The 25,336-nt window shown below is 59.6% G+C and carries 25 protein-coding genes; 9 read left to right on the plus strand and 16 right to left on the minus strand.

The features are described from left to right. Positions 1 to 530 precede the first annotated feature (530 nt). Positions 531 to 1,967, plus strand: coding sequence for an NAD-dependent succinate-semialdehyde dehydrogenase (locus HQN82_RS16275; protein ID WP_173615992.1), 1,437 nt, complete (start codon positions 531 to 533; stop codon positions 1,965 to 1,967). A gap of 245 nt (positions 1,968 to 2,212) precedes the next feature. Then, entirely contained in the window at positions 2,213 to 3,310 is a 1,098-nt protein-coding gene (locus tag HQN82_RS16280; protein WP_173615242.1) for a DNA alkylation repair protein, read from the plus strand. Positions 3,311 to 3,331: 21 nt separating this feature from the next. Here HQN82_RS16280 and HQN82_RS16285 read toward each other — a convergent pair whose 3' ends face one another. From HQN82_RS16285 to HQN82_RS16305, 5 genes are all read right to left on the minus strand, one after another. Continuing rightward, on the minus strand, positions 3,332 to 4,357 hold the full coding sequence (locus HQN82_RS16285) for a sulfate/molybdate ABC transporter ATP-binding protein (RefSeq protein WP_037093249.1): 1,026 nt from the start codon (positions 4,355 to 4,357) through the stop codon (positions 3,332 to 3,334). 5 nt (positions 4,358 to 4,362) lie between these two features. After that, positions 4,363 to 5,250, minus strand: coding sequence for a sulfate ABC transporter permease subunit CysW (gene cysW / locus HQN82_RS16290; RefSeq protein ID WP_173615243.1), 888 nt, complete (start codon positions 5,248 to 5,250; stop codon positions 4,363 to 4,365). Between the two features lie 4 nt (positions 5,251 to 5,254). Next, the gene (gene cysT, locus HQN82_RS16295) at positions 5,255 to 6,076 is read right to left on the minus strand and encodes a sulfate ABC transporter permease subunit CysT (protein ID WP_003585655.1); all 822 of its coding nucleotides are present in this window, start codon (positions 6,074 to 6,076) and stop codon (positions 5,255 to 5,257) included. Between the two features lie 73 nt (positions 6,077 to 6,149). After that, positions 6,150 to 7,136, minus strand: coding sequence for a thiosulfate ABC transporter substrate-binding protein CysP (cysP, locus tag HQN82_RS16300; RefSeq protein WP_006698488.1), 987 nt, complete (start codon positions 7,134 to 7,136; stop codon positions 6,150 to 6,152). Positions 7,137 to 7,305: 169 nt separating this feature from the next. After that, entirely contained in the window at positions 7,306 to 8,364 is a 1,059-nt protein-coding gene (locus HQN82_RS16305; protein WP_427832750.1) for an enoyl-CoA hydratase/isomerase family protein, read from the minus strand. A 296-nt stretch (positions 8,365 to 8,660) separates the two neighbouring features. Between HQN82_RS16305 and HQN82_RS16310 the strand changes: the two genes are divergently transcribed. Then, complete coding sequence (locus HQN82_RS16310; RefSeq protein WP_173615245.1) at positions 8,661 to 8,918, plus strand: DUF2934 domain-containing protein; 258 nt, start codon at positions 8,661 to 8,663, stop codon at positions 8,916 to 8,918. 175 nt (positions 8,919 to 9,093) lie between these two features. Here the strand turns inward: HQN82_RS16310 and HQN82_RS16315 are convergent, their stop codons facing one another. Beyond that, the gene (locus HQN82_RS16315) at positions 9,094 to 9,939 is read right to left on the minus strand and encodes an SH3 domain-containing protein (protein WP_173615246.1); all 846 of its coding nucleotides are present in this window, start codon (positions 9,937 to 9,939) and stop codon (positions 9,094 to 9,096) included. A gap of 256 nt (positions 9,940 to 10,195) precedes the next feature. Between HQN82_RS16315 and ubiG the strand changes: the two genes are divergently transcribed. After that, on the plus strand, positions 10,196 to 10,948 hold the full coding sequence (ubiG, locus tag HQN82_RS16320; RefSeq protein WP_173615247.1) for a bifunctional 2-polyprenyl-6-hydroxyphenol methylase/3-demethylubiquinol 3-O-methyltransferase UbiG: 753 nt from the start codon (positions 10,196 to 10,198) through the stop codon (positions 10,946 to 10,948). A 33-nt stretch (positions 10,949 to 10,981) separates the two neighbouring features. Here the strand turns inward: ubiG and HQN82_RS16325 are convergent, their stop codons facing one another. From HQN82_RS16325 to HQN82_RS16340, 4 genes are read right to left on the minus strand one after another with little or no spacing between them, the layout of a single operon-like run. Next, a complete protein-coding gene (locus HQN82_RS16325; RefSeq protein WP_173615248.1) occupies positions 10,982 to 11,410 on the minus strand; it encodes a DUF1178 family protein in 429 nt (142 codons plus the stop codon). Beyond that, entirely contained in the window at positions 11,407 to 12,267 is an 861-nt protein-coding gene (locus HQN82_RS16330) for a carbon-nitrogen hydrolase family protein (protein ID WP_173615249.1), read from the minus strand. Before HQN82_RS16330 ends, HQN82_RS16325 begins: the two co-directional genes overlap by 4 nt. A 24-nt stretch (positions 12,268 to 12,291) precedes the next feature. Continuing rightward, positions 12,292 to 12,546 (minus strand): glutaredoxin 3, encoded by a 255-nt coding sequence (gene grxC / locus HQN82_RS16335; RefSeq protein ID WP_003585640.1) that lies wholly within the window; start codon positions 12,544 to 12,546, stop codon positions 12,292 to 12,294. 59 nt (positions 12,547 to 12,605) lie between these two features. Beyond that, positions 12,606 to 13,397: a ComF family protein gene (locus HQN82_RS16340; RefSeq protein ID WP_173615250.1), complete on the minus strand. Its 792-nt coding sequence runs from the start codon at positions 13,395 to 13,397 to the stop codon at positions 12,606 to 12,608. A gap of 140 nt (positions 13,398 to 13,537) precedes the next feature. On the opposite strand from HQN82_RS16340, the gene HQN82_RS16345 reads away from it, so the two are divergent. Further along, a complete protein-coding gene (locus HQN82_RS16345; RefSeq protein ID WP_107339655.1) occupies positions 13,538 to 14,419 on the plus strand; it encodes a methyltransferase domain-containing protein in 882 nt (293 codons plus the stop codon). Between the two features lie 17 nt (positions 14,420 to 14,436). Here the strand turns inward: HQN82_RS16345 and HQN82_RS16350 are convergent, their stop codons facing one another. The 6 genes from HQN82_RS16350 to HQN82_RS16375 all read right to left on the minus strand — a co-directional run bounded on the left by HQN82_RS16350 (position 14,437) and on the right by HQN82_RS16375 (position 18,590). After that, positions 14,437 to 14,607 carry a Flp family type IVb pilin gene (locus HQN82_RS16350; protein WP_077985725.1) on the minus strand — a complete coding sequence of 57 codons (171 nt, stop codon included), beginning with the start codon at positions 14,605 to 14,607 and terminating at the stop codon, positions 14,437 to 14,439. Between the two features lie 98 nt (positions 14,608 to 14,705). Beyond that, complete coding sequence (locus HQN82_RS16355; RefSeq protein WP_003585635.1) at positions 14,706 to 15,020, minus strand: hypothetical protein; 315 nt, start codon at positions 15,018 to 15,020, stop codon at positions 14,706 to 14,708. Between the two features lie 171 nt (positions 15,021 to 15,191). Continuing rightward, positions 15,192 to 15,605 carry an 8-oxo-dGTP diphosphatase MutT gene (gene mutT / locus HQN82_RS16360; protein WP_003585633.1) on the minus strand — a complete coding sequence of 138 codons (414 nt, stop codon included), beginning with the start codon at positions 15,603 to 15,605 and terminating at the stop codon, positions 15,192 to 15,194. After that, complete coding sequence (locus tag HQN82_RS16365; RefSeq protein WP_173615251.1) at positions 15,602 to 16,378, minus strand: GNAT family N-acetyltransferase; 777 nt, start codon at positions 16,376 to 16,378, stop codon at positions 15,602 to 15,604. Before HQN82_RS16365 ends, mutT begins: the two co-directional genes overlap by 4 nt. Before the next feature lie 18 nt (positions 16,379 to 16,396). Further along, entirely contained in the window at positions 16,397 to 17,638 is a 1,242-nt protein-coding gene (gene argJ / locus HQN82_RS16370; RefSeq protein ID WP_173615252.1) for a bifunctional glutamate N-acetyltransferase/amino-acid acetyltransferase ArgJ, read from the minus strand. A gap of 88 nt (positions 17,639 to 17,726) precedes the next feature. Then, entirely contained in the window at positions 17,727 to 18,590 is an 864-nt protein-coding gene (locus HQN82_RS16375) for a peptidylprolyl isomerase (protein WP_173615253.1), read from the minus strand. Between the two features lie 242 nt (positions 18,591 to 18,832). On the opposite strand from HQN82_RS16375, the gene secA reads away from it, so the two are divergent. From secA to uppV, 4 genes are all read left to right on the plus strand, one after another. Further along, entirely contained in the window at positions 18,833 to 21,550 is a 2,718-nt protein-coding gene (gene secA, locus HQN82_RS16380; protein ID WP_173615254.1) for a preprotein translocase subunit SecA, read from the plus strand. A gap of 135 nt (positions 21,551 to 21,685) precedes the next feature. Then, on the plus strand, positions 21,686 to 22,579 hold the full coding sequence (locus HQN82_RS16385) for a DMT family transporter (RefSeq protein WP_003585624.1): 894 nt from the start codon (positions 21,686 to 21,688) through the stop codon (positions 22,577 to 22,579). Positions 22,580 to 22,660: 81 nt separating this feature from the next. Then, positions 22,661 to 23,863, plus strand: a complete 1,203-nt coding sequence (locus HQN82_RS16390) for an acyltransferase family protein (protein WP_173615255.1) — start codon at positions 22,661 to 22,663, stop codon at positions 23,861 to 23,863. 57 nt (positions 23,864 to 23,920) lie between these two features. Beyond that, the gene (gene uppV, locus HQN82_RS16395; protein ID WP_173615256.1) at positions 23,921 to 25,336 is read left to right on the plus strand and encodes a Wzx-type polysaccharide biosynthesis protein UppV; all 1,416 of its coding nucleotides are present in this window, start codon (positions 23,921 to 23,923) and stop codon (positions 25,334 to 25,336) included.

The following is a 25,336-nucleotide window of genomic DNA, read 5'->3' on the forward strand; positions in this document are numbered from 1 at the left end:
CATATATATCAGGAACCGATGTTATATCCTCACTGAGATTTTATCCGTATTTTCTCTAGGTATTGAGTAAACCCTTTGGATAATTTTTCCGTCTTATTGTACTTTTTGACGTTGCGCGCCCTGTTATGACGCAACCGGCAACGCCGCGCACCGCCCGCCCCTGATCCGTCCAGCGTGGCCACGGCCGAATTTCCACCGTTTCCTTACGGAGCAACGTGATTCGCGCCCGCCGTTGCGGCCGGAAAACGGCATCGACTTCCATGGCGGCACAAACGGCGAATGATGGTTCCGCGTCACATAAAAATCATGGCATTACCTCGGGCAAGCGGTTGAAACATACCGCCCGGAACTTAATATAAGCACTGTCGTTTCCGTTTCCGGCAGTCCACGACCTCCACCGGAAAAGCCCAGACACCTGTTCCACGCTGCGAAAGCTGCGGCGCCGGATTTCGTCCGGCCAGGAAAATTCTGTTCACCTCTCCGGGCCGGGCGGCATGCGCCGCATCGGCCGCATCATGAAGGTAGCCCCTATGCACACCTATCCCGACATCAAACTTCTCATTGGTGGCGAATGGCGCGATGCCGTTTCCGGCAAGACAATCGCCGTCTCCGATCCGGCGACGGACGAAATCATCGGCGCGATTGCGCATGCCGAGAAGGAAGACCTCGATCTGGCGCTCGCCGCCGCCGAGCGGGGTTTCAAGGTGTGGCGTGACACCTCGCCCTTTGAGCGCTCCAAGATCATGCGCAGGGCGGCCGACATATTGCGCGAGCGCAAGGACAAGATCGCCTACATCATGACCCGCGAACAGGGCAAGCCGCTGGCGCAGTCCGCCACTGAAATCATGGGTGCAGCCGACACCACCGACTGGTTCGCAGAAGAGGCGCGCCGCACCTATGGGCAGGTCATCCCGGCGCGGGCAACCGGTGTCTCACAGCTTGCCATCAAGCTGCCGGTCGGACCCGTTGCAGCGTTTACGCCATGGAATTTCCCGATCAACCAGATCGTCCGCAAGCTTTCCGCCGCGCTTGCAACCGGCTGCTCCATCATCGTCAAGGCGCCGGAAGAGACGCCGGCGTCGCCTGCCGAACTCATCCGCGCCTTTGTTGATGCCGGCGTTCCGGCGGGCGTCGTCGGCCTCGTTTATGGCGTACCGTCAGAGATTTCGGAATATCTCATTCCGCATCCGGTCATTCGCAAGATATCCTTCACAGGCTCCACGCCCGTTGGCAAGCATCTGGCTGCACTGGCCGGCAGGCACATGAAGCGCGCAACGATGGAACTGGGCGGCCATGCGCCTGTCATGATCTTCGACGACGCCGATATCGACAAGGCCATCGAAGTCACCTCGCTTGCCAAGTTCCGCAATGCCGGCCAGGTCTGTGTCGCCCCTACCCGCTTCCTTGTGCAGGACGGTGTGGCCGATCGGTTCCTTGAAGGTTTTGTGGAAGCAACCAAGGCGATCAAGGTGGGCAATGGCCTGGAAGATGGTGTCGTGATGGGCCCGCTCGCCAATGAGCGTCGCATCCCGGCGCTGGAAGGCCTCATCAACGACGCCGTTTCGCATGGCGGCGAATTGAAGACCGGCGGCCGCCGCATCGGTAACAAGGGCAATTTCTTCGAGCCGACGGTTCTCGCCAATGTGCCGACATCAGCCAAGATCATGAATGACGAGCCCTTCGGCCCGGTCGCCATTATCAACCGGTTCTCAAGCTTCGATGACGCCATCACCGAGGCGAACCGCCTGCCCTTCGGCCTTGCATCTTATGCCTTCACCGGTTCGGTCAAGACCGCGCACGCGCTTGGCCAACAGGTCGAGGCCGGGATGCTGACCATCAACCACAACGGCCTTTCTCTTCCCGAAGTCCCCTTTGGCGGCATCAAGGACTCCGGTTATGGCACGGAAGGCGGCTCCGAAGCGGTCCAGGCCTATCTGGAGACGAAGTTCGTCAGCCAGATGAGCTGATTTTCCCAGAAAATTCTTCTCCCGCCGCGGAGAAGGTGGCCCGAAGTGCCGGATGAGGGGCAAGCTCGCGACTTTTCGCTGACCTTGCCCTCTTCATCCCGCTACCGCGAACTTCTCCCCGGACGGGGAGAAGACGTTTGTGGCACGCGCTCGGTCCGTCAGCAGTATTCGAAAGCGACTCAGTCTTCCCTTGCCTCGCCTCTCCTCCTGCCCTAAAAGAACAAAGAGTGAACCTTGAGGACATTATGAGCGACACGGCGGCACCGGCACTGAAGGAAATCTTCAACCACGAGAAACTGCAGCATATCGCCGATCAGACCAGGGCCGTCCATCCGCCCTTCGACGCTTCCGCCTTCATGGCGCTCGCCACCGAAAACCTTGAAGCGCTGGGCATCATGCAGCGCATGCGGCAGGTGGCAACAAGCCTGCATGCGACGCTTCCCGGCGACTATGCCCGCAATATCGAAATCCTCACCGCCGCAGCGCCCGGCATCGGCAACGGTTTCGCTTCGATTTCGCTTCCGGAGTATGTCGCGCTTTACGGCCTTGATGATTTCGATCTTTCCATGGACGCGCTGCAATATTTCACCCGCTTCGGCTCCTCGGAATTCGCCATCCGGCATTTTCTGCAAAAGGACCTGACCGCCACCCTTGCCGTGATGGAAACCTGGTCACGGCACGAAAATGAGCATGTGCGGCGGCTTGCCAGCGAAGGCTGCCGGCCTCGCCTGCCATGGTCATTCCAGCTCAAGCCCCTGATCGATGATCCCTCGCCGGTTACCGCGATCCTCGACACCATGAAAGCAGACCAGGCGCTGTATGTGCGCAAATCCGTCGCCAACCACCTGAACGACATCACCAAGGACAATCCCGCTTTTGTGCTGGCGCTCATCGATGAATGGCCGAAGGACAACCCCCATACACGCTGGATCATGCGGCAGGCCTTGCGCACGCTGATCAAGAAGGGCGACGCCGCAGCGCTTGCCCATCTCGGGGCGCATGAGGAGGCGCAAATTACACTTGCAGCGTTCGAGGTGTTGCCGGCGAAAGTCGCTCTCGGTAATCCGGTGCGGATTTCCGCCTCTTTCAGTTCGACGGCGAAGAGCCGGCAAAAGCTGGTGATCGATTACGCCGTGCATTATGTGAAGAAGAGCGGCGATGCCTCCGCGAAGGTCTTCAAGTGGAAGGAAGTCGAGCTTCCGCCCGGCGAGACATGTACATTGTCAATCAGCCGCGCCATACGTGATTTTACGACCCGCAAACACTATCCCGGTGTCCACCGGGTCGACCTTGTGATCAACGGCAGGCTGATAGCCGAAAGCGCATTCGAACTTCTGTTTTAAGCGGGCGAAGGCCCCGGCGCCTTACGACGCCGGGAAAATCTTCGCCCGGCGAATGATGACGGAACCACGATCTCCGGCGGCGACGTCGTTTTCGGGCGGCACGTCGAATTCCAGAATATCGCCGCCGTCGGTACTGGCGATCACCCGGCGCTCGCCGGCGCGGTCAAGGACGCGCTCCACGGAGGCCGGTATGCCGTCATGCAGGTCTTCCCACTCCAGATCGCCGGGACGCGCGTAAATATCAACCGCGCCATCGCCCTGAGCATAGGAGAAGGGCAGTTCATTCTCACCCACATACACCTTTCCGCCGCGCGCCACACCGGCAACACGGTTGGCGTCTCCCAGAAAGCGCATGACGAAGGCACTGTTCGGCTGGCGGCAGACCTCCTTCGGCGTGCCCTGCTGCACGATTTCGCCCTGATTGAGAATGACGACCCGGTCGGCCAGATCGAGCGCCTCTTCCTGGTCATGCGTCACGAAAATCGTCGTGATGCCGAGCGAATCGTGGATCTCCCGCAGCCAGCGGCGCAGGTCGCGACGCACATTGGCGTCCAGCGCTCCGAAAGGTTCATCCAGCAATAGCACCTTGGGATCGACCGAAAGCGCCCGCGCCAACGCCACGCGCTGCCGTTGGCCGCCGGAAATCTGCGCGGGAAAACGGTCGCCCAGGCCATCGAGCTTCACCAGTCGCAGCAATTCTTCGACGCGCGCGGCGATAGCGGCCCTGTCCCGGTTCACCTTCGAGACCTTCATGCCGAAGGCGATGTTTTCGTTGAGCGTCATATGCGGAAACAGCGCATAATGCTGGAACACAAATCCAACACCGCGGTCACGCACCGGAATATTGGTGGCATCCTCCTCCCCGAAGAAAATCTGGCCGCCATCGCTATATTCGAGGCCGGCGACCATGCGCAAAATCGTGGTCTTGCCGGAGCCTGAAGGACCGAGCAGCGCCAGAAGCTCGCCGCTTTCGATATCAAGAGAAACATCGCGCACGGCACGGAACGTATCGAAGGTCTTCACCACATTTTCGAGGCGGATTTTCATGGGAATCAGGTCTCCGTGACGATGGCGGCATCGCCGTTGGTCTTTTTACGCCCGCGCCCTGCGCCGCGCCGTTCCAGCGCTACCTTTGCGATGATGGTGACGACGGCGAGGGTCGCGAGGATCGACGCCGCGGCGAAAGCACCAGCCGTCTGGTAATCGTGATAAAGCAGCTCGATATGCAGCGGCAGCGTATTGGTCTGACCGCGAATATTGCCTGACACGACCGATACGGCGCCAAATTCCCCCATTACGCGGGCGTTGCACAGCACGACACCGTAAAGCAGCGCCCATTTGATGTTCGGCAACGTCACCGAAAAGAAGGTTCGCCAGCCGGATGCGCCAAGCGAGGTCGCCGCCTCCTCGAGATCACGACCCTGGGCCTGCATGAGCGGAATGAGTTCACGCGCCACGAAAGGTGCAGTCACGAACATTGAGGCGATAACGATGCCGGGAAGCGCAAACAATATCTTGATATCATGCGCGTCGAGGAACGGCCCGAACAGGCCCTGCAAACCATATACGAAGAGATATGCGACACCGGCAACGATCGGTGAAATCGAGAAAGGTATCTCGATCAGCACCAGCAGGAAGCGCCGGCCTGGGAAATCGAACTTGGTGATGGACCATGCCGCTGCAACACCGAAGGCCGTATTCACCGGCACGGCGATCAGTGCGGTCAGCACCGTCAGCATGATGGCGTGACGAGTATCCGGATGGGTAATGGTGGCCGAATAGGCCTTCCAGCCCTGCGAGAACGCTTCGACACCGATGATGACGAGCGGTGCCACAACGAGAAGCGTGCCGATGATGAGCACGAAGGCGATCAGGCAACGGCGCACAAGAGGTGCATCGCCGACACGGGGCGGTTTGCGGTGTGAGGAAACGCCGCTCATCTTCTCAGCCCCTCGCCGTATATCGAAGCGCGCGCGCCTGCAGATAATTGGTCACCGCCAGCATTACGAAGGCGGTGATAAGCAACACGGAGGCGATGGCCGCTGCCGCCTGATAATCATATTCCTCGAGCCGGATGAAGATCAGCAGGGCCGTGATTTCCGTCGAGAACGGCTGATTGCCGGCGATGAAGATGATTGCCCCGAATTCACCCAGGCTGCGGGCGAAAGAGAGTGAAAGACCGGCGAGCAGAGCCGGAGTCAGGAGCGGCAGGATGATCTTGCGGAAAATTTCAAGATCGGAACCACCGAGCGACTGCGCCGCTTCTTCCAGCGCCGGATCGAGGTCTTCCAACACCGGCTGCACGGTGCGCACGATGAAGGGCAGGCTGGTAAAAGCCATCGCCACCATGATGCCAAGCGGCGTATAGGCCACCTTGATGCCGAATTGCGCCAGCACCGAGCCGAACCAGCCATTGCCGGCAAACAGCGTCGTGAGGGCGATGCCGGCGACGGCGGTGGGAAGCGCGAAGGGAAGATCGACGATCGCATCAACAAAACGCCAGCCGGGAAAGCGGTAGCGCGTCAACACCCAGGCGAGCGCAAGTCCGAAGATCACATTGAACAGGGTTGCGGCCAGTGCGCAGAGCACGGTGACACGGTAACTGGCGACGGCCCGCGGCGAGGAAATGATGGACCAATACTCGGCGGGCCCGAGGCTTGCCGCCTTGAACACAAGCGCCGAGAGCGGCAAAAGCACAATGATGGCGACGTAAGTGAGGGTAACGCCAAGGGACAATTTCAGCCCCGGCAGAACATTCCGCTTCAAACCCCGCCCCCATCAATCAAAAAGCGACCCGGCAGTTTCCCGCCGGGTCATTCAAATGTTGCTGTCGCTGTGATTAGCGGCTGCCGTAAAGCGTATCAAGCGTCGCGCCGGATGCAAAATGCTCTTTCTGGATTTTAGTCCAGCCACCGAAAACGTCATTGACGTTGACGAGGCGGATGGCCGGAAACTTGTCCTTGAACTCACCGACAACCTTTTCATTATGGACACGGTGGCCGAATTCAGCGGCGATGCGCTGCCCCTCTTCGGTATAGAGGAAGTCGAGATAGCTTTTCGCCAGATCGCGAGAGCCACGCTTGTCGACGACCTTGTCCACCACGGCAACCGGGAATTCGGCCAGCAGACTGACGGAGGGCACGACGCCTTCCACCTTCTGGGCGCCATATTGCTTGGCGATGCCGCGGGTCTCTGCTTCAAAGGTAATCAAGACGTCACCGATTTCACGCTCCACGAAAGTGGTGGTGGCAGCGCGGCCTCCGGTGTCGAAAACAGGCGTATTGTCGAAGATTTTCTTGACGAATTCCTGGACCTTCGCGTCGTCGCCCTTGAACTTTTCCTTGGCGTAGGCCGTGGCGGCGAGATAGGTGTAACGGGCGTTACCGGAGGTCTTCGGATTGGGGAAAACGACCTTCACGTCGTCGCGGACAAGATCGTCCCAGTCTTTGATTCCCTTGGGGTTGCCAGCGCGGACAAGGAAGGAGGGGAAGGAATAGAAAGGCGATGCGTCATTCGGGAAATCCTTCTGCCAGTCAGCGGAAACGAAACCCTGCTTCACCAGAAAATCGACATCGGTCACCTGGTTGAAAGTGACGACATCGGCTTCAAGACCCTCGACGATGGCACGCGCCTGTTTGGAGGTGCCGGCATGCGACTGATCGACGGTTACGCCCGGATGCTGCTTGATGAAAGCCTCGTTCTCGGCCGCGAAGACCTCGCGGGCGACATCATAGGACGCGTTGAGAATGGTAGTCGGAGACTGCGCCTGCGCCGCAACTGAAAAAAGAGCGGCGATGGCAGTTCCGATAATGAGAAGACGTTTCATCAATACCCCCGGCAATTCGAACGGTGCTCAACATAGCGGGCGGCAGCAACGCCCGCGAGAAACAACTATGCCTTGCCGGAGGACGGATTGGAAATTTCGCCCAAATAATATTCAATTGGAAGGCGAGGATTTCATATAGGCCCCGAACCCGGATTTCTTTTGCGCCTCACTAAAGGCGATGATCGGGAAACAGGTTGCCGGAATGCTTGGCGAGATAGGGCGCAAGGTCCTCCTCCCGCACCTCTTCCAGCCGCGCCGGGGACCAGCGGGGATTGCGATCCTTGTCGACGAGGGCAGCGCGCACGCCCTCATAAAAATCACGTTGGCGCAATGTCTCCGTGCCGGCAGCAAATTCCCGCTCAAGGCATTCGATGAGGCTCGCGCTTTCCCGGCCCAGGCGCAGCAGCTTCAGGGTCAGCTTCAGGCTGGTGGGAGAGCGCTTTTGCAGAACCTCGAGGGTCTCGCGTGAAAATGCATCTTGGCGCGCCGAAAGCGCGGCAAAAATCTCCTCGACCGTGTCAAAACGGAATGTCGCGTCGATGATCTCCCGATTGAGGGATAAGATACCTTCGCCGGCCTCAATGGCGTGCGCCGTGATGGCCGTCTCAACACTGTCCGTATCCGCCGATCGCGATAGATCCTGAACCAGCCTGCCAAGGCGATCCGAAGGAACAAGATAATCGGCAAAGCCCGCATAGATGGCGTCGGCGGCAGTAACGGCGTTGCCCGTCAGCCCCAGCCAGGTGCCGCATTCGCCCGGCGCCCGTGGCAAAAGCCAGGACCCGCCAACGTCAGGAAAATAGCCGATGCCCGTCTCCGGCATGGCGAGTTTTGTGCGCTCCGTGACGACACGATGGCTGCCATGGGCTGAAATGCCAACGCCGCCGCCCATGACAATGCCATCCATCAGCGCCACGTAGGGCTTGCCGAAGTGGGCGATACGATAATTCAGCGGAAATTCTTCCCGCCAGAAATCAAGGACCTGTGGGTCGCCCGCCTTGCCGAGATCGTGAATGATGCGGACATCGCCCCCGGCGCAAAGCCCCCTGTCCCCTTCTCCGGTCAACACCACGCAGGCAACGCCGGGTTCCTCCTCGAAACGCTGAAGCGCATGGAACAGGTCGCGCACCATCGGCAAGGTCAGGCTGTTGATGGCCTTCGGCCGGTTGAGGCGAATGATGCCCGCCCCTCCCTGTTTTTCGACGATGATCTGCGCATCCGTTTCCATTCTCCGCTCCAAGACCGCCTCCTCCGCTGCCCGTTCGTTCGGCCATCTTGGCGGCCTTGGCGCAATCACGCAACGTTGATCTTGCGTGGCAGGAACGTCTTTCGCTCAAACCGCTTTAGCAGGCAGAAAATGCCAGAAATCGGTTTTCGCAATGCAGCATGTTTGCTTGACGCCCGGAAAATCATGGCATGTAATGGCCTCTGGAAATGCCGGCATTGATTCCTGTCGAGCGTGTGCCGGACCAAAGCGGAATGTAGCCTTCTCATAGGCGCTGTAGACAGCAACGGGAGACGAGCATGCAGGTTTCGGAACACGAATGGATCAGTAAACGCGCATATACACTCTGGGAAAAGGAAGGCCACCCGCACGGGCGCGATGGGCACCATTGGGAACAGGCCAAACATGAATTTTCGCTGCTGAAGACGTCGGAAGCGACGAAGCCCGCAACGCGCAAGAAGGCCGCTCCCAAGGCCGCTGCGGCAGAGGCGGCACCGGATGCGCAAGCTTCCGCAAAACCCAAGGCCCGTGCCCGCAAGGCTGCCACCACGACGTAGCAAACACCTACGCATCGATCAAAAGTATGGAAGAAACCAAGTAGTGCGCGGGTGTGCAGCATCGCCAGATGCGTTTTACGGAGGCATACTGGAAGCGCTTCCCACACGTGTAATGTCCCCGGCGACAAACCGGGGACATTTTTTCACAAATCACGTATTCCCGCCAGTCCAAGCTTTATTGTCTCGACAGGCATTCCGTATCCGCCGGATCACAAGCTCGATAGCTCCGGGGTGCCTGCTCGGGCGGACGAACCTGCTCCTGTGACGGAGCGCGGCCTTCGGGACGTCGTTGTTCTTCAGGTTGAACACGACGCTCGGGGCGACGCTGACCATCATCCTGATTGAACTGACGGTCGCGGTCGCGATTTTCATCTTCCCAACGGCGGCGGTCGTCGTCGCGACGCGGCCTGTCCTGATTTCTGTCGCCCTGGTTCCAGTCGCCGTAGCGACGTTCCCAACGACCATCGTTCGGACCACCGCCCTGGCGGGGATCACGCCACTCATCGCGGCGACCATCACGCCAGTCGTCCCGGCGGCCATCGCGCCAGTCGTCACGCGGACGTGGGCGATCCCATCCACCACTCGGGGGCGGGGCGTTCCAGTAGCCGCCTGATGGCGGCGGGCGACGCCACCGGTCACGTTCGCGGTAAAAGTCGCGATCGCGATAATAACGGTCCCAATAACGGCCAGCTTCGAAGGTGATTATGGGAACGCCGAGATCGCGATAATAACGGGGCTCGACGTAGACCCGGTTTTGCCGGAATGTCGTCTGGATATAGCGGCCGGCCACCCAGCCTCGACCGTTCACGAAAGACACGTCACACCACGGCGTATCGGAAAGGCAGCCGTGTACCGTCAATGGTGCGCCGACGGGGATCACGACAACAGCCGGATAGGCCGTGCTGGGACCGGAGCGCATATTCACATTCGCGGTGGCGAATCCTCGCGTCGCAGCTTCGGCAAGGGCCGGCGCGGCGAGCATGGCCACCAGCGCAATTGCGCCAAACAGTTTTTTCTTCACTTCTTTCTCCTCAAGCAAAGGCCCGCTTTGCCCTTGTCGGCATCCATCCTGTTCGATGGACGAGTATGCGTTCCGCATACTGCCACGATCGGAAAATACGCGTTCTTCCATGAACGCAGCATGAAACAAATAAGCGGCCGCATCAGTTCCCCTGCGGCAATGAGCGCCCGATAAATCGCTGCCGGTGAAAGCCTCCGGTCTTGACTTCGGGGGGCAATCGTCCGACTTCAATGCAACAGCAATATGGAGCAGAACCATGAGCGAGACCGCACAGACGACCGTCGACCAGAGCGAAGTGGATCGCTTCTCCGCGATGGCCGCAGAGTGGTGGAGCCCGACCGGCAAGTTCCGCCCGCTGCACAAATTTAACCCGGTGCGTCTCGAATATATCCGCAACCGCATCTGCGACAATTTCGGTCGGGACCCGAAGGCGCACCGCCCATTGGAAGGGCTGCGCGTTCTCGATATCGGCTGCGGCGGCGGTCTTCTCTCCGAACCCGTCGCCCGCATGGGCGCCGATGTGGTAGGCGCGGATCCCTCGGAAAAGAACATCGGCATCGCCTCCACCCACGCCCGTGAAAGCGGGATCAGCGTCGACTACCGCGCAGTGACGGCCGAACAGCTGCAGGAAGCCGGCGAAACCTTCGACGTCATCCTCAACATGGAGGTGGTCGAACACGTGGCCAATGTCGATCTCTTCGTCACCACCTGCGCGAAAATGGTACGCCCCGGCGGCCTGATGTTCGCGGCCACCATCAACCGCACGCTGAAAGCCCGGGCATTGGCGATCTTTGCCGCCGAAAATGTTTTGCGCTGGCTGCCGCGCGGCACACATCAATATGAAAAGCTGGTTCGCCCGGAAGAGCTTGAGCGGCCGCTGGTTGCAAGCGGAATGGATATCATCCACCGGACCGGCGTCTTCTACAACGTGCTGCAGGATCGCTGGAACCTCTCGCCGGATATGGACGTCAACTACATGATGCTGGCAAAGCGCCCGGCGCAGGGGTAACGCCGGGCGCTCCGTTAGCGATGTCCCTGAAATTCAGTTGACGTCGTCAGGCAGCACCGGCAGCGGTGCGATCTCTATGCCCTCTTCCAGCAAGGCCCTGGCGTCCTGCACCGAGGCATTGCCGATGATGCCCCGCTCGTCGGCTTCGCCATAATGGATCTTGCGGGCCTCCTCGGGAAACCTGTCGCCGACATCCTCGGCATTGGCGCGAATATTGGCGACGGCCTCGCGGATTTTTGCAAGCGCCTCTTTTCTGGCGGCATCCATGGCGAGCGTCTGGCGTTCGTCCTTCTTGCGGGCGGTGGAAACCGACGGCGCCATCAAAAGCTTGGAGACCTGCACGGAATTGCAAACCGGGCAGGACAGGAAACCGCGCTGCAACTGATCATCGAAATCGTCGCTGCCGGCAAACCAGCCTTCGAACTCGTGGCCCTTTTCACAGGCTAGCGCATACCGGATCACGCTGCCTCACCTCCCACAGGTTTGAGTGGAATGACCGTATCCAGCCCGAACTCCCGGGCATTGCGCAAATTGGGAATCTTTCCACGGGCGGTCGCCACCAGCGATGTATCGATCTCGGCGAAGATGATCTCCTCGCCAGCGCCGCCGGCGACTGCCAGAACCTTGCCCCAGGGATCGATGATGATGGAATGGCCGAAGGTTTCACGCCCGTCCTCATGTACGCCAGCCTGAGCGGCGGCGATGACGAACGCGCCGTTTTCAATGGCGCGGGCGCGCAGCAGAATTTCCCAATGGGCTTCCCCGGTCTGGCGCGTGAAGGCAGCGGGAACCGTCAGAATCTCAGCGCCGGCAAGAGCTTCCGCCCGGAAAAGCTGCGGAAAACGGACGTCGTAGCAGATTGCGAAGCCGAATTTACCCAGCGGCAGTTCAACGATGCGCGCCACCTCGCCGGGCTCGTAAGCCGCGCTTTCGCGCCAGCTCTCGCCATTGTCGAGATCGACATCGAACATGTGGATCTTGTCATAGCTGCAGATGCGCGAGCCGTCCGGCGCGAAGAGGAAGCCGCGATTGGCGATCTTGCCGTCCGGGCGGGCAATAGCCGTAGAGCCCACATGGACGTGAATACCGAGCTCGCGGGCAAGGCGTGCAGCGGTCGCGACGATGATATCGCCGTCATCGTCGCGCAGCTGGGCGCGCAGCGCCTGCCTGTCTTTCTGGATTGCGCCCGTCATTTCCGGGGTCTGAACATAAACAGCCCCTTCTGCCGCGGCGGCGCGCACAAGCCGATCCATATCGGCGGCATTCCTCACCGTATCGACACCGGAGCGCATCTGAATGGCGGCAGCCTTGAAACTCATGATTTCCTCCGTCGGTCGGGCAGATCAAGCCGCCAGCATCGCGTCCAGCTTGCCGGCGCGGTCCAGCGCATGCAGATCATCGCAGCCGCCCACGTGCTGGCCATTGATAAATATCTGCGGGAAGGTCGTCCCGCCCGATTTCTCGATCATCTCCTGCCGGTATTCGGGCGTCGTCGTGGCGTTATATTCGGCATAATCCACGCCCTTGCTATCCAGCAGCGCCTTGGCGCGCGCGCAATAACCACAAAAATCCCGCGTATAGATTGTCACCGGTGCCATGTTTTCAAAGCCTCGCAAACGTGCGGTCAAGCGCACGGTTTCCTCATGTCATTACGGCTTCATATAGGACCGGAAATGGCCATTGCAAAGGTCAAAACTGTCACTTCCGCAGCACCCGCTTTTCGGAGGGCCCGGCTTGCCGCACGCACCGTCGCGCCGGTGGTGTAAACGTCATCCACCAGCACCACGTGCTTGCCTGAAACATCCGCTTCCCGACCAGGGGCGAGAGCGAAAGCGCCCCGCAAATTGTCACGCCTGGCGATTGCCGAGAGCCCAACCTGCCGCTCCGTCGATTTCACCCGCAGCAGGGTGGCGGCGAGCAAAGGCTTGTCAGCCGCCCGGGCCAGATGCCGCGCAAGCTCGGCGGACTGGTTGAAACGGCGGCGCAGGAAGCGGTAACGATGCAGAGGAACGGGCACGATGCAATCGCAGGCGCTGACCGCTCCGTCGTCTGCGCGCAGCATCCACAACGCCATCAACCGCGCAAGCTCTGTCCGGTCCTGATATTTCAGACGGTGCACCAGCTTGCGGGCGACGCCCTGATGGCTGGCGGCGGCACGCAGACGGTCAAAAGGCGGCGGGTCGGCAATGGCCTCGGCGCTGACAATGTTTTCGCCATGGTCGCGGACAAAGGGAATGCCGAGAACTTCGCAATAAGGACGCTCGATAAAAACAATGTCCCGCCAGCACTCGGGGCACAACGCTCCTTCTGCGCCGATCATGCGGGTGCAGCCGGCACAGGTCGGCGGGTAAATCATGCGGAAGACCGAACGAAACATGTCTCGTGCGACCCGCGGTACGACCGCAGATTTCGACAGCATCCCCGAAAACAGACCTTCACCAGCACCCATGAGGTTGACTTTAGCGCCGAACGGGTGCCTTTGCGAGACAGATCATTCCGGCCGGTGCCGGAAAAGCAATGCCTGAAACGGCATGACACAGAATGCGGCCCGCCGTACCCGATGGCGCCAGAGGCCGAGCAGGCAAGACGATGGACATTCTTTTTGACCAGGCCGTGATCGAACAAAACCGTCGCCGGGCGTGGAACCGGCGCGACGACAAGGCCCTTTTTCTTCTCGACATGGCGGCTGAAGAACTGGCAGACAGGCTTGCCATTGTCGAACGCCAGTTCGAGACCGCCATCGAGCTGCATGGCGGCACCGGCGTTGCCGCCCGGCGGCTGGCACAGACGGGAAAGGTGAATTCCATTCGCCGCATAGAGACGGAAAGCCGTTTCACCACGGATGAAAATATTCCGGAGGCGGCATCCATGGAGCATCTTCCACTGGAAGAGGCCTCCGCCAATCTCATCGTTTCACCGCTTGCCCTGCATTTGACCAACGACACGCCCGGCGCGCTGATCCAGATTCGGCGGGCATTAAAGCCGGACGGCCTGTTTCTCGGCGCGATTCCCGGCAGCGGGACGCTGCAGGAACTGCGCGACGTGTTGTTGACGGCAGAGGCGGAACTGACCGGCGGGGCAAGCCCGCGCGTCATTCCCTTCGCCGATGTGCGCGATGTCGGCGCGCTTCTGCAACGCGCCGGTTTTGCGCTTCCCGTCACCGACGCGGAAACCTACACGGTGCGTTACGATTCGATTTTCCCGCTGATGCGCGACCTGCGTGCGATGGGCATGGCCAATCCGCTGGCAGGCCGTAGCAGACGACCGCTCACCCGTGCCTTTTTCATGCGCGCGGCAGAGCTTTATGCCGAACGTTATGCCGACCCGGATGGGCGCATAAGGGCGACATTCTCCGTCATCTATGTCTCGGGCTGGGCGCCGCATGAGAGCCAGCAGAAACCGCTGAAGCCCGGCTCCGCCAAAGTGCGCCTGGCGGACGCCCTGAAGACCAGGGAAGTCAAGCTATCCTGAACGCAAGAATGGCCGTTTCAGACACTGGCGAAAGTGTCGGCGATGAACTGAAACAGGGCATTGATGTTGCTGCTGATGGCGCTCGCGCCGCCGACAAGGGCGACGGAAATCACGGCCACGATCAGGCCATACTCAACGGCGCTGGCGCCGTCTTCATTCCTGCAGAAATCGATAAATGAACGCAGCACAGAATATGCCCAATCCGCCAGCCGGCAATATGACCTATTGAAGTCGGCTTATTCTAGACGGGCTATGTGAGAGATCGGTTACCGACAATGGTAAACGATCAGCAACCGCTCTCATTGCTGTAGCCCGTCACCACGCAGGGCATTTCCGGCATCGGCTGTGTTATGCTACGGCGGATGGAGTATGTCTTGCCCACATCTGTCTTCTTGATGGAGCCGGTGCTGATCATGTCGTAATTGTCGGGGAACTGCGCCACACGGGTGGAAGACTTTCCGGCGAGCATGGGCGTGATGATCAACGACAGGGCGATGACGGCCGTGCCGAAAAGCAATGCGACGTTTAGAACGCCGGTGCGACTGGATTTATCGGAATAAGAGTGACGACCTTCCACCGTCTTCCAGAAATCCTCGTTCATGACCAACCTCGTAACGCGCAGTTTACCGCTTCTTTAGCTTAACAATCTGCCAGAGGGTGCTGAACGATCTCTTAACACAGACCCGTTTTGGCACGGCAAAGCGCTGGCAACCGGGCATTTTCACGAAGCTGTGACGGGATCATAAGCGAGGGACGCCGGCGATTGCCTGTTCTAAAGCAGATCCTGCAGGAAGGGGATCAGCGGCTCATCGGCCGGCGGCATGGGATAATCGCGCAACGCTTGCGGTTTTACCCATTTCAGCGCCTGTCCTTCCCGGCCATGCGCAATGCCCTCGTAACGACGGCACACGTAAAGCGGCATCAGAAGGTGGAATGTCTCATAAGTGTGGCTGGCAAATGTCAACGGCGCAAGGCAGGCGATCTTGGTTTTGATACCCAGCTCCTCGTCCAGTTCGCGCACGAGGGTTTCCTCGGGCGTCTCGCCCTGCTCCACCTTGCCGCCCGGAAACTCCCACAGGCCCGCGAGCGACTTGCCTTCCGGACGTTGCGCCAGAAGAATGCGGCCATCCTGATCGAGAAGGGCGCAGGCGGCGACCAGCAGGATTTTTTTGCCAGCCTCGCTCATTCTCCTGAACCCTTGCGCCAATAGCGATAGCGATAGGCCTCGGAGAAGCCGAATTTCTCATAAAGTGCGATTGCCGGCGCATTGGCGGCTTCAACCTGCAGCCACGCGCTTTTTGCGCCGCTGATCCTGGCCCAGCGCAGTGCGGATGCCAGGATTTGCGTACCGAGGCCCTTCTTACGCTGCGACTTTTCGACATCGAGGGAAAGGATGCCGGCAAGATCGTTGTCCTGCACGCAGATGACGGTTGCGAGCGGATTGCCTTCCACTTCCTCATTGATGAAGAGACCGAGCGTCGGCTTGATGGAACTGACGATTTCGGCAATTGCCGGGCGCAGCGCCGGATCGCCGTCGCTCACCTTGATGCTCGCCTCTACAAAACGGCCGATATCGTGGCTTGGAAGGCTGACCAGCGTTTCCGGCAACTCCATGTCGGAAAGATCGGCCGTCATGACCACAACCTCTTCGAACATCGACCAGCCGTCATTGACCAGAAATTCCACAAGCTGCGGCGGCATCAGCGTCGTTTCGCGCACCACCAGCGGCCGGCCGAAATCATCGAAACGCTTGCGCGCCTTTTCCAGCCGCACCGCGCTGTTTCCGTAATCGGACGGATCGAGCGGCACTACGCAGTTGATACGCTTGGAGGGATGCGAACCCGTGAGACGGATTTGCCAGCTGCCGTCATAAATAACCGACGAGGCTGGCCACGCCCGGAAGCTGACGGCTTCCAGACGGCGAACCAGCGGCAGATTGACGGCCTTGTTGTCCTGCATTCTCTTCGGCTCCAACGGTCAGCTCCGGTAGTCGCCGTTGATCGCAACATATTCTTTCGTCAGGTCACAGGTCCAGACGGTAGCCGTTCCCTGACCGAGGCCAATATCGACCGTTACCGTGATGTCTTCCAGTTTCATGACGGCACTGGTTTCCGCTTCGGAATAGTTCGGGTCGCGTTCGCCGTTGACGGCCACACGCACGCCGCCGAACCAGATGGCAAGACGGTCGCGGTCCGCCATTTCGCCTGATTTGCCGACCGCCATGACGACGCGGCCCCAATTCGCGTCCTCACCGGCAACCGCGGTCTTGACCAGCGGCGAATTGGCGATGGAAAGGGCAATCTTCTTGGCGGCGGCATCGTTTTCCGCGCCGGTTACAGTGACCTCCACCATCTTGCGCGCGCCTTCGCCATCACGAACCACCTGCAACGCGAGATCTTTCAGGAGATCGTTGAGCGCGGCGCGGAAGGAAGCAAGACGCTCGTCATCGGCGCTCGTCACCTTCACCTGGCCATCTTCCGCTGCTGCACCCGTGGCGAACAGCATCAGCGTATCGGACGTGGAGGTATCGCTATCAACCGTCACGGAATTGAAGGTCGGGCCAACACCGGCAGATAGCAGGGATTGCAGGGCCGCGGGCTCGATATCGGCATCCGTCACCACAAAGGAGAGCATTGTCGCCATATCGGGGGCAATCATGCCGGCGCCCTTGGAAATGCCGTTGATCGTGACCATCACGCCACCAATCTCGGCGGTGCGGGTCGCGACCTTCGGATAGGTATCGGTCGTCATGATCGCCTTGGCGGCTTCCTGCCAGAAATCGGCTTCTGCCCTGACGTTCATATCGCTGAGAACGCCGGCAAATTTCGAGGCATCCAGCGGTTCGCCGATCACGCCTGTCGATGCCAGGAAAACCTCGCCTTCGGAGCAGCCGACGGCCGCGGCAGCGGATTTCGCCGTCAGCTCGGTCGCGGCCTTGCCCTTGAGGCCCGTAAAGGCATTGGCATTGCCGGAATTGACCACTACGGCGCGCGCCGCGCCGCCGCCGAGATTGGCGCGGCAGAAATCAACGGGAGCCGAGGGGCATTTCGACTTGGTGAAAACGCCCGCCACACTGGCCGGCTTGTCGAACACCATCAGGAGAACGTCCGTGCGGTTCTTGTACTTGATGCCGGCAGCGGCCGTCGCCATGCGAACGCCGCGGAGCGCAGGCATGTCAGGATAGGATTTCGGAGCGAGCGGAGAAACGGCAACGGACATGGGAAGCGCCTGAAATTCTGGAATGGATGTCTGGAGATGGCCTGAGATGAAACGGGGCGGCCGTTAAGCCGCCCCGTAATCCGAAATTTTACTGCTGCGGCTGTGCCTGCTGTTCCTTCGTGGCTTCGTCATAGCCCTTCTTCAGCGTCTCATCCATGATTTCGATCTTCTGGTCAGCCTTGGCCTTCTCGATGAGGGCAACGTACTTGTCGCGCATGACAAGCTGACGAACCTGCGGCTCGACCTGCTCGAAAGCCGGCGGTGGCGCGATGCGCTTGTCTTCCAGCTTGATGACGTGGAAGCCGAACTGGGTCTTCACAGGCGTTTTGGTGTAGGCGCCCTTTTCGAGGCCGAAGGCGGCTTCTTCGAATTCCGGCACCATGCGGCCCTTGCCGAACCAGCCGAGATCGCCACCGTCATCCTTGTTGGAATCGGTGGATTTTTCCTTGGCGAGCGCTGCGAAATCCTTGCCCGAATCAAGCTGCTTGATGATGTCCTTGGCTTCGTCCTCGCTGGCGACGAGGATGTGAGCTGCCTTGATCTCTTCTTCCTTCGGCAGGGCTGCGACTTCCTTGTCGTAGCGGGCCTTTATTTCGTCATTGGTGACGGCGTCGACCACGTGCTTGCGGAAATACGCGTTATGCAGCTCACGGTCCTGGATGAATTCCATGCGCTTCTTGAAATCTTCAGTCTTTTCGAGACCTTCGGCGCTGGCGTTCTTCACGAGAAGCTTGACATCGATCGCGCCGGAAAGGGCTGCGACCTTCTTCTGCTCGTCGGGAAGCTGCGCGAGTTGCGGATCGAGGTTGCTCATGGCGAGGTCGAGTTCGGACTGGTGGATTTCCAGATCGCCGACCTTGGCGACGACCTTGTCTTCCTGTGCGAAAGCCGGAAGCTGGAGGCCGAGCGTGGCCACAATCACCGCAGCCGCAATTTTATTATAGCGCAACATTTTGAACCTTTCGGGGACAATGCCGGCTCCAGACATGGTTTCCGGCTCTGAAAAAACTTCCAAACACCGGAATGTGGCCATTCTGTAACGGGCAGAACCGTTGACATCATTTGCCCCCCCTCTTATCTGTCACGCAACCTCGCGTCCAGATACGTTGAAGGGCGAAGTCCGTCATTTGTGCTGAAAACAGCGTGACGGAGCAAAGCGCCCGGTAAAACGGAATTTCAGAAAGGGCCAGTAAGATGGTCAGTCTCGGCGGAATAGCCCGCAAGTTGTTCGGTTCGGCAAATGATCGCCGCGTCCGCTCTTATAAAAGCAAGATCGCAGCCATCAATGCGCTGGAAGAAGCCACCAAGGCGCTTTCCGACGAAGCGCTGGCAGCCAAGACCGCCGAGTTCCGCCAGCAGCTGGCAGACGGCAAGACACTCGACGACCTGCTGATCCCGGCCTTTGCCGTGGCCCGCGAAGCATCGCGCCGCGTTCTCGGCATGCGTCCCTTCGACGTGCAGCTGACAGGCGGCATGATCCTGCACGGCGGCGCCATCGCCGAGATGAAAACGGGTGAAGGCAAGACGCTGGTGGCCACTCTTGCGGTGTACCTCAACGCGCTCGCCGGCAAGGGCGTGCACGTCGTCACCGTCAACGACTACCTCGCCCAGCGCGACGCCGCCACGATGAGCCGGCTTTATCGCTTCCTCGGACTCACCACCGGCGTCATCGTTCATGGCCTTGACGACGACCAGCGCCGCGAGGCCTATGCCTGCGACATCACCTACGCGACGAATAACGAGCTCGGCTTCGATTACCTGCGCGACAACATGAAATATGAACGCGCCCAGATGGTTCAGCGCGGCCACAACTACGCGATCGTCGACGAAGTCGACTCGATCCTGGTCGATGAGGCGCGCACGCCGCTCATCATTTCCGGGCCGCTGGACGACCGCTCCGATCTCTACAATACCATCGACGCCTTCATTCCGCTCTTGACGCCGGAAGATTACGAAATCGATGAGAAGCAGCGCTCGGCCAACTTCTCCGAAGAAGGCACCGAGAAGCTCGAAAACCTGCTGCGGCAGGCGGGGCTGCTCAAGGGCGAATCGCTTTACGACGTCGAGAACGTCGCGATCGTCCACCACATCAACAATGCGCTGAAGGCCCACAAGCTCTTCACCCGCGACAAGGACTACATCGTCCGCAACGACGAAATCGTCATCATTGACGAATTTACCGGTCGCATGATGCCGGGCCGTCGTTATTCCGAAGGTCAGCACCAGGCTCTCGAAGCCAAGGAAAAGGTACAGATCCAGCCGGAAAACCAGACGCTGTCCTCCGTCACCTTCCAGAATTATTTCCGCATGTATGAAAAGCTGGCCGGCATGACGGGTACGGCAGCGACGGAAGCGGAAGAATTCGGCAACATCTACGGCCTCGATGTCATCGAGGTGCCGACCAACCTGCCGATCCAGCGTATCGACGAGGACGACGAGGTTTATCGCACCGGCGAAGAGAAATTCCAGGCGATCATTACCGAGATCAAGGCAGCGCATGAGCGCGGCCAGCCGGTTCTGGTGGGCACGACGTCGATTGAAAAATCCGAGCTTCTGGCACATCTCCTGCGCCAGTCCGGTTTCTCCGACTTCCAGGTCCTGAACGCCCGTTACCACGAGCAGGAAGCTTATATCGTCTCGCAGGCCGGTGTGCCGGGCGCTGTCACCATCGCCACCAACATGGCGGGCCGCGGTACCGACATCCAGCTTGGCGGCAATGTCGAGATGCGTCTGGAGCGCGAGCTGGAAGGCATGGAGCCTGGTCCGGAGCGCGATGCGAAGGAACAGGCGATTCGCGCCGAAATCAAGGTGCTCAAGGAAAAGGCGCTGGCCGCCGGCGGCCTCTACGTCATCGCTACCGAACGCCATGAAAGCCGCCGTATCGACAACCAGCTGCGTGGCCGTTCCGGCCGTCAGGGCGACCCGGGCCGCTCGAAATTCTACCTGTCGCTTCAGGATGACCTGATGCGCATCTTCGGTTCCGAGCGCATGGACTCGATGCTGCAGAAGCTGGGCCTCAAGGAAGGCGAAGCCATCGTCCATCCGTGGATCAACAAGGCGCTGGAACGCGCCCAGAAGAAGGTCGAAGCCCGCAACTTCGAGACGCGCAAGAACCTTCTGAAATATGACGACGTGCTGAACGATCAGCGCAAGGTGATCTTCGATCAGCGCCTTGAGTTGATGGAAGCCGATAATATCGGCGAAACCGCAGCCGATATGCGTCATGAAGTCATCGAAATGCTCGTCACCAAGCATATTCCCGAAAATGCCTATGCCGAACAGTGGGATATTGCAGGCCTGAAGGCGGGCATCGCCCAGTTCCTCAACCTCGACCTGCCGGTGGAAGAGTGGGCCAAGGAAGAAGGCATCGCCGAAGACGATATTCTCCAGCGCGTCACCGAAGCCGCCGACAAATACGCCGCCGAGCGTGCGGAACGTTTCGGCCCTGAGATCATGACCTATGTCGAACGCTCTGTCATCCTTCAGACGATCGACCATCTGTGGCGCGAGCATATCGTCAACCTCGATCATCTCCGCTCCGTCGTCGGTTTCCGCGGTTATGCCCAGCGCGACCCGCTGCAGGAGTACAAGGCGGAAGCCTTCGAACTCTTCCAGGCGCTGCTCGCCAATCTGCGCGAAGCCGTGACCGCCCAGCTGATGCGTGTGGAACTGGTTCAGCAGGAGCCGCAGCAGCCGGAACTGCCGGAAATGACTGCCCATCACCTTGACCCGAACACGGGCGAGGATGAAATGGCTCAAGGCTTGCAGGCGGCCCCTGCCGCCTTCGTGCCGGCCGAGGAGCGCGATCCGAACAACCCCGCCACCTGGGGCCGTATCGGCCGCAATGAAATGTGCCCCTGCGGATCCGGCAAGAAATACAAGCACTGCCACGGCGTTTACGAACAGGCCTGAACGCCGCGCATATCCGATGAAGACCATCGCCCGTAACCCAGGTTGCGGGCGATTTTCTTTGCGCAATTCATTGTTATTGACGGGCATGATCGGTTTCCAATATGGGAGCTGGATCATCCTCCGGAAAATGCAGCCATGGCCCCTCGCGATCTTGCCGCCTATGTTTTTCTCGCACTCGCATGGGGCGCGTCCTTCCTCCTGCTTCTACAGGTTGTGGATGCATTCGGCTGGATCGGCGCAGTGACGTTGCGGTCACTGGTGACCGCCACCACTCTTTTCCTGATCGCGAGAACTGCGCGACGCAAACTGGCGTTTTCGGCAAGCTGGCAAGCCTTTGCCATTGTGGGCGCAACCACCGTTGCCGGCCAGTTGATCGGGCTTTCTTATGGCACGCCGCTTGTCGGGACCGCCATGGCCGCAATATTGGTCGCGACCATCCCGCTTTTTTCCATGCTCATCTCGCAGGTCTGGGGGCTGGAGCGACTGACGAGGCAAGGTGTCGTGGGGCTGGTTTTGGGCTTTGGCGGCATTGTGCTGCTCGTGGGTTTTCCCGCCGTACCCGTCACGACCGGTTTTGTCATCGGCTGCATCGCCTGTGTCGCCGCCTGCATCTGCGCGGCCTTCGGCAGCAATTATGCCAGCCGGTATCTCAAAGGCGTGGGTTCATGGGAAATTACCATCGGCTCATTCATGACCGGCGGCATCATGACGCTGCCACTGCTGCTGGCAGTTCCGATTCCCCGCATTCCCGCGCCGATCGACTACCTATACCTGCTCATCCAGGCCATCGTCATGAGCGGCCTCACCTACATAACCTATTTCCGCCTCGTCTCCGTTATCGGCGCGACAAAGGCCATCAGTGTGGAGTTTGCGGTGACCGTTGTGGCGGTGCTTATCGGCGCCCTCGTGCTGGATGAGCCGCTGTCGCTGCCTCAGCTCTTCGGCGCGGGCATCATTATCCTCGGCTGCGCGCTGGTGCTCGATCTTCTACCCAAAAAGAAGGCTCCGCCCACACCGGCCGGCGCATGAAGGGTTTGTTAGCGTTTTCCACCAATAGTCGTGTCGGCTACAGCAGATCACGCGTGATCGCATGTGCGACGCGAGGAGAAAATGCAACCGAGCAGTTCAGATTATGAACATTACTGGGACCCGTTGCGAGCGCTTCTGATGCTGCTCGGCATTCCCTATCATGCCTCGCTGCTCTATAGCTACGCCCTGCCCTGGGACATCAAGGATTTTGAGACCAGCACGCTCCTGACCGCGCTCGGTGCCGGGCTCGTCACCTTCCGAATGCCGGCTTTTTTTCTGATAGCCGGGTACTTTTCCACTATGGTCATCGGCAAAAAAGGCAAAATGCCTTGGCTCAGACAACGTTTCCTCCGCCTCGGCGTGCCCTTCGTCGTGACGCTCGTTCTGCTCGGGCCGCTGCAGCTTTTACTGCTGCGACTGGCCGGTATCGCCAAAGGCGAGCTTTCAGCCGAAGGACTGATTGAGAGCCTGCCGGGCTTGCTGCGTCCGAGTGAACAATGGATCATGCATCTGTGGTTCCTGCCCGCTCTCATCGCCTATTCCGTGGTGATTGCCGCTCTCCTGTATCTTCTGAAACGTCCGCCATTTGCGCGCGCAGTAGACAGGCTCGACAGGCTGCGGCGGCGACATGCCGGGGTGTTTTTCGCCGCACTCTGCATCCTGCCCGTTTTATGGGAGCTGGCGATATATGGTTCCAGCCTGATTGCGGCAGAAACCGAAAGCAGCCTGCTTTCTTTCTATGAGCGCGCTTCCGACCCCTATGGGCGCTACCTGCCCTTCTTCCTTGTCGGAGCCCTGCTCCACCGAGACCGGACCCTCTTTCACCGCTTTCGCCAGACCGGTATTCTCACGGCAATCGTAGCGACGGCCGCCATTGCGGCGGCAGTGACAATCAGGCTGCAAAGCCCGTTTTCAAATTCAGCCCTGCTGGTGCTGGTGTCGGCAATTGCCGCAGTAACGGTGAGCCGCCTGCTGATCGACCTCGCCTGCCGGTATTTCGACCGGCCAAGCCGGTTTGCCAGACGGATGACGGATGCGTCCTTCACTATCTATCTGTTTCACCACCCGCTGATTTACACTCTGGGTACGCTTTTTATTCTCATCTCCCTGCCGCCACTCGTTGAATTCACCTTCATCATCGCAGCTACGACCATCACGGCTTATTCTCTGCATCAGGCGCTACGCCGCAGCCCGTTAGCTCTGTTTCTCTTCAACGGCATCCGCAAGCCGCGGGAAGCGGGTGGCATCAGGACAGGCGCAGCCGCCTCCCAAACGCTTCGTTAAGGATGAAGGGCTTACAATCGGCCTGCCCATTCAACTGGAAATAATGGCGTGTGGATCATGGCTATCCTCAGCACGGCGGAAAAAGCCTTACCCGCAGGCCTGCGCGCGAAGATTTCGCCGCTGGGCGATAAAATCGCCCTCATTGTCTCCGCGAGGGACGAGGTTGCACGGGCACAGCGCATGGCGCTCGTCGCATTCGCGGTGCGCATCGTCAGCGCCGGCATCGCCTTCATATCGCAGATCATCCTTGCCCGCCTGATGGGCGAGTTCGAATATGGCCTCTTCGCCTTCGTGTGGGTTCTGGTAATCCTGTTTGGCAATCTTTCCTGTCTCGGCTTTCACACCACCGTCATCCGCTTCCTGCCCGGCTATCGTCTGGAAGATGCCCATGACAAGATCATGGGGCTGACCTCGACGGCCCGCGTGTTCGCCATGCTGTCTGCCAGCACGCTGGCGCTTTGCGGTTTCATATTTCTGTATTTCTTTGGCGAGCGCATCGCCGCCTATTATCTCATTCCTGTCTCGCTAGCGCTTTTCACCCTGCCGATGGTGGCGCTGGGCGATGTGTTGAACGGCACGGCGAGGGCCAATGGCTGGGCCATCTCTGCCCTTAGCCCCACTTATATCGTACGTCCCGTGCTGATCCTCCTGTTCATGCTGGTGGCCATTGCCCTGGGAGCCGAAAAGACTGCGACGACGGCCATGCTGACGGCGCTTCTCGCAACTTATGTCACCACCATTTTTCACTTCGTCTTCCTGAACCGCCGGCTCAACCGACATTTCCGCAGCGCCGCCCGAAGGGTTCATTTTCGTCACTGGATCAGATTTGCCTTTCCGGTCTTTCTGATCGACGGCATCGGTTTTCTGATGACCAATTCCGATGTGGTGATCGTCGGCCTTTATCTGCCGCCGGATCAGGTCGGCATCTATTTCGCCGCGGCGAAAACCATCGTGTTGATGCAGTTCGTGTTTTTCTCCGTCCAGGCGGCGGCCGCACCACGTCTCGCGGCGCTGATTTCGGCCAATGACAGGCCGGGGCTTGCAAGCTTCGCCAGCCAGGCCGCACGTTGGGCCTTCTGGCCGTCTCTCGCCGTTGGCAGCGTGGTGCTTCTGGCCGGGCCATTCCTGCTGTCGCTGTTCGGTCCCGGCTTCGTAGAGGGTTACGAGCTGATGTTCTTCCTGTTTGCGGGGTTCCTGGCAAAAGCGCTCATCGGCCCCGGAGAGACGCTGCTGAATATGGCCGGCAAACAAAAATTGTGCGTGATGCTTTATATTATCATCTTCGGTTGCAACATTGCACTCAACATGGCGCTCATTCCGGTCTATGGTCTGACAGGCGCCGCGGTAGCGGTGGCGATAGCCATGTCCATAGAGGCTGTGCTATTGCATGTTGCCATACGCCGTACACTCGGGATCGTCCTTTTTGCCTTCAACGACCCCCGGGCGAGTCAAAACACTGGTAAGGCGGTGTAA

The organism is Agrobacterium pusense (genome assembly GCF_013285525.1).
GTDB lineage: Bacteria > Pseudomonadota > Alphaproteobacteria > Rhizobiales > Rhizobiaceae > Agrobacterium > Agrobacterium pusense.

Excerpts from the sequence above, each read along its gene's own strand:
- HQN82_RS16275 (WP_173615992.1), top strand. The coding sequence starts at position 531 with ATGCACACCTATCCCGACATCAAACTTCTCATTGGTGGCGAATGGCGC.
- HQN82_RS16280 (WP_173615242.1), top strand. The coding sequence starts at position 2,213 with ATGAGCGACACGGCGGCACCGGCACTGAAGGAAATCTTCAACCACGAG.
- HQN82_RS16285 (WP_037093249.1), bottom strand. The coding sequence starts at position 4,357 with ATGAAAATCCGCCTCGAAAATGTGGTGAAGACCTTCGATACGTTCCGT.
- cysW (WP_173615243.1), bottom strand. The coding sequence starts at position 5,250 with ATGAGCGGCGTTTCCTCACACCGCAAACCGCCCCGTGTCGGCGATGCA.
- cysP (WP_006698488.1), bottom strand. The coding sequence starts at position 7,136 with ATGAAACGTCTTCTCATTATCGGAACTGCCATCGCCGCTCTTTTTTCA.
- HQN82_RS16305 (WP_427832750.1), bottom strand. The coding sequence starts at position 8,364 with ATGGAAACGGATGCGCAGATCATCGTCGAAAAACAGGGAGGGGCGGGC.
- HQN82_RS16310 (WP_173615245.1), top strand. The coding sequence starts at position 8,661 with ATGCAGGTTTCGGAACACGAATGGATCAGTAAACGCGCATATACACTC.
- ubiG (WP_173615247.1), top strand. The coding sequence starts at position 10,196 with ATGAGCGAGACCGCACAGACGACCGTCGACCAGAGCGAAGTGGATCGC.
- HQN82_RS16330 (WP_173615249.1), bottom strand. The coding sequence starts at position 12,267 with ATGAGTTTCAAGGCTGCCGCCATTCAGATGCGCTCCGGTGTCGATACG.
- grxC (WP_003585640.1), bottom strand. The coding sequence starts at position 12,546 with ATGGCACCGGTGACAATCTATACGCGGGATTTTTGTGGTTATTGCGCG.
- HQN82_RS16340 (WP_173615250.1), bottom strand. The coding sequence starts at position 13,397 with ATGGGTGCTGGTGAAGGTCTGTTTTCGGGGATGCTGTCGAAATCTGCG.
- HQN82_RS16345 (WP_107339655.1), top strand. The coding sequence starts at position 13,538 with ATGGACATTCTTTTTGACCAGGCCGTGATCGAACAAAACCGTCGCCGG.
- HQN82_RS16355 (WP_003585635.1), bottom strand. The coding sequence starts at position 15,020 with ATGAACGAGGATTTCTGGAAGACGGTGGAAGGTCGTCACTCTTATTCC.
- mutT (WP_003585633.1), bottom strand. The coding sequence starts at position 15,605 with ATGAGCGAGGCTGGCAAAAAAATCCTGCTGGTCGCCGCCTGCGCCCTT.
- HQN82_RS16365 (WP_173615251.1), bottom strand. The coding sequence starts at position 16,378 with ATGCAGGACAACAAGGCCGTCAATCTGCCGCTGGTTCGCCGTCTGGAA.
- argJ (WP_173615252.1), bottom strand. The coding sequence starts at position 17,638 with ATGTCCGTTGCCGTTTCTCCGCTCGCTCCGAAATCCTATCCTGACATG.
- HQN82_RS16375 (WP_173615253.1), bottom strand. The coding sequence starts at position 18,590 with ATGTTGCGCTATAATAAAATTGCGGCTGCGGTGATTGTGGCCACGCTC.
- secA (WP_173615254.1), top strand. The coding sequence starts at position 18,833 with ATGGTCAGTCTCGGCGGAATAGCCCGCAAGTTGTTCGGTTCGGCAAAT.
- HQN82_RS16385 (WP_003585624.1), top strand. The coding sequence starts at position 21,686 with ATGGCCCCTCGCGATCTTGCCGCCTATGTTTTTCTCGCACTCGCATGG.
- HQN82_RS16390 (WP_173615255.1), top strand. The coding sequence starts at position 22,661 with ATGCAACCGAGCAGTTCAGATTATGAACATTACTGGGACCCGTTGCGA.
- uppV (WP_173615256.1), top strand. The coding sequence starts at position 23,921 with ATGGCTATCCTCAGCACGGCGGAAAAAGCCTTACCCGCAGGCCTGCGC.